We start from the raw sequence: 1,430 nt of genomic DNA on the forward strand, positions 1-1,430 counted from the left end.
ATTTACTAATGCCGGCTTCGAGGACGTCATCGAGCTGGCGCGGCTTCGCATGCCGGACATGTATTCGCTGTTCTGCGCGCGGCCGGATCCGTTGATCGCGCGCGACATGGTGTTCGGCATTCCGGCCCGCATGCGTGCCGATGGAAGCGAATCCCAGGCACCGGACATGGCGGCGGTGGAGCGTGCGGTGACGGCGGCAAAAGCGAACGGGGCGCAGGGGATTATCGTGTCCTTCCTCCATGCCTGGCGCAACGGCGCGCAGGAAGCTTCGGTGAAGTTGGCGGTCGCGCGCCTTGCGCCTGATCTCTTTGTCTTCACCTCGGCCGAGGTCTGGCCGGTCATCCGCGAATATGAGCGCAGCTCGACCGCCATCCTTAACGGCTATGTTCATCCACGCGTCTCTGGCTACCTGACGGCGCTGGAAGAGCGGCTGAAGCATAGTGGCGTGCCGGCCCGGCCGATGCTGACCAAGTCGAATGGCGGGCTGATGAACGCCGCCGAAGGCAAGCGCGCCTGTGTCAACATGCTTTTGTCGGGAACGGCCTCAGGCGTCATCGGTGCCTCGTGGCTGGCGCGCCAGGCGGGCGAAGACAAGGTGCTGACCCTCGACATCGGTGGTACCTCCGCCGACTTCGCGCTGATCATCGGCGGCGAGGCGCAGTTCGGCACCGGCGAGCTGATCGGCGAATTTCCGCTCCACATCCCCTCCGTGTCGGTGAGCTCGATCGGCGTCGGCGGCGGCTCGATCGCCAGCGTCGATGCGCAGGGCGTGCTGCGCGTCGGACCGGAATCGGCGGGTTCGACGCCGGGGCCGGCATGCTACGGCCGTGGCGGCGCGCAGGCGACGGTCACGGACGCCATGGTGGTGTGCGGATGGCTCGGTCACAGCGAGATGGCCTATGGCCAGCTCCGGATCGATACCGGGCTGGCGCGTAGCGCGGTCGGCGAGCTTGCCGCCCGGCTCGGCCGCCCGGTCGAGCAGACCGCGCAGGCGATCCTCGACATCGCGGTGTCGGAGATGTTCGTCGAGGTCGAGAAGCTGGCCTCGCGCGCCGGCGTCGACCTGCGCGAATTCACGCTGATGCCCTTCGGCGGCGGCGGTCCGATGCTCGGCGCCTTCCTTGCCCGCGAACTCGGCATGAAGCGTGTCATGGCGCCGCGCCGCCCCGGCGTGGTGTCGGCGCTGGGCGGGCTTGTGGCGGACCTGCGCGGGGATTTCATACGCACCATCTTCAGCCCGCTGACGGCTGCGTCGCTCCCCGAGATCCGCGAGGCCTTCGATGCTCTCGCGCAAGAGGGGCGCGACTGGCTCGCGGCGCAGGGGCACGACGCCGCGGCTGAGCTCACTCTCTCCTGCGACATGCGCTATCTCGGTCAGAGCTATGAGATCGAGGTCGTCCTTTCACCGCAATGGCTGGCGGCCGCCGACC

1 protein-coding gene is annotated in these 1,430 nt (G+C 68.0%); it reads left to right on the forward strand.

Annotated elements, in window-relative coordinates:
• Positions 1-1,430, forward strand: a 1,430-nt coding sequence (locus tag EN738_RS34280) for a hydantoinase/oxoprolinase family protein (protein ID WP_145967048.1), incomplete at both ends; no start/stop codon positions are given.

Origin of the sequence: Mesorhizobium sp. M4B.F.Ca.ET.017.02.2.1 (genome assembly GCF_003998955.1) — a bacterium.
GTDB lineage: Bacteria > Pseudomonadota > Alphaproteobacteria > Rhizobiales > Rhizobiaceae > Mesorhizobium > Mesorhizobium abyssinicae.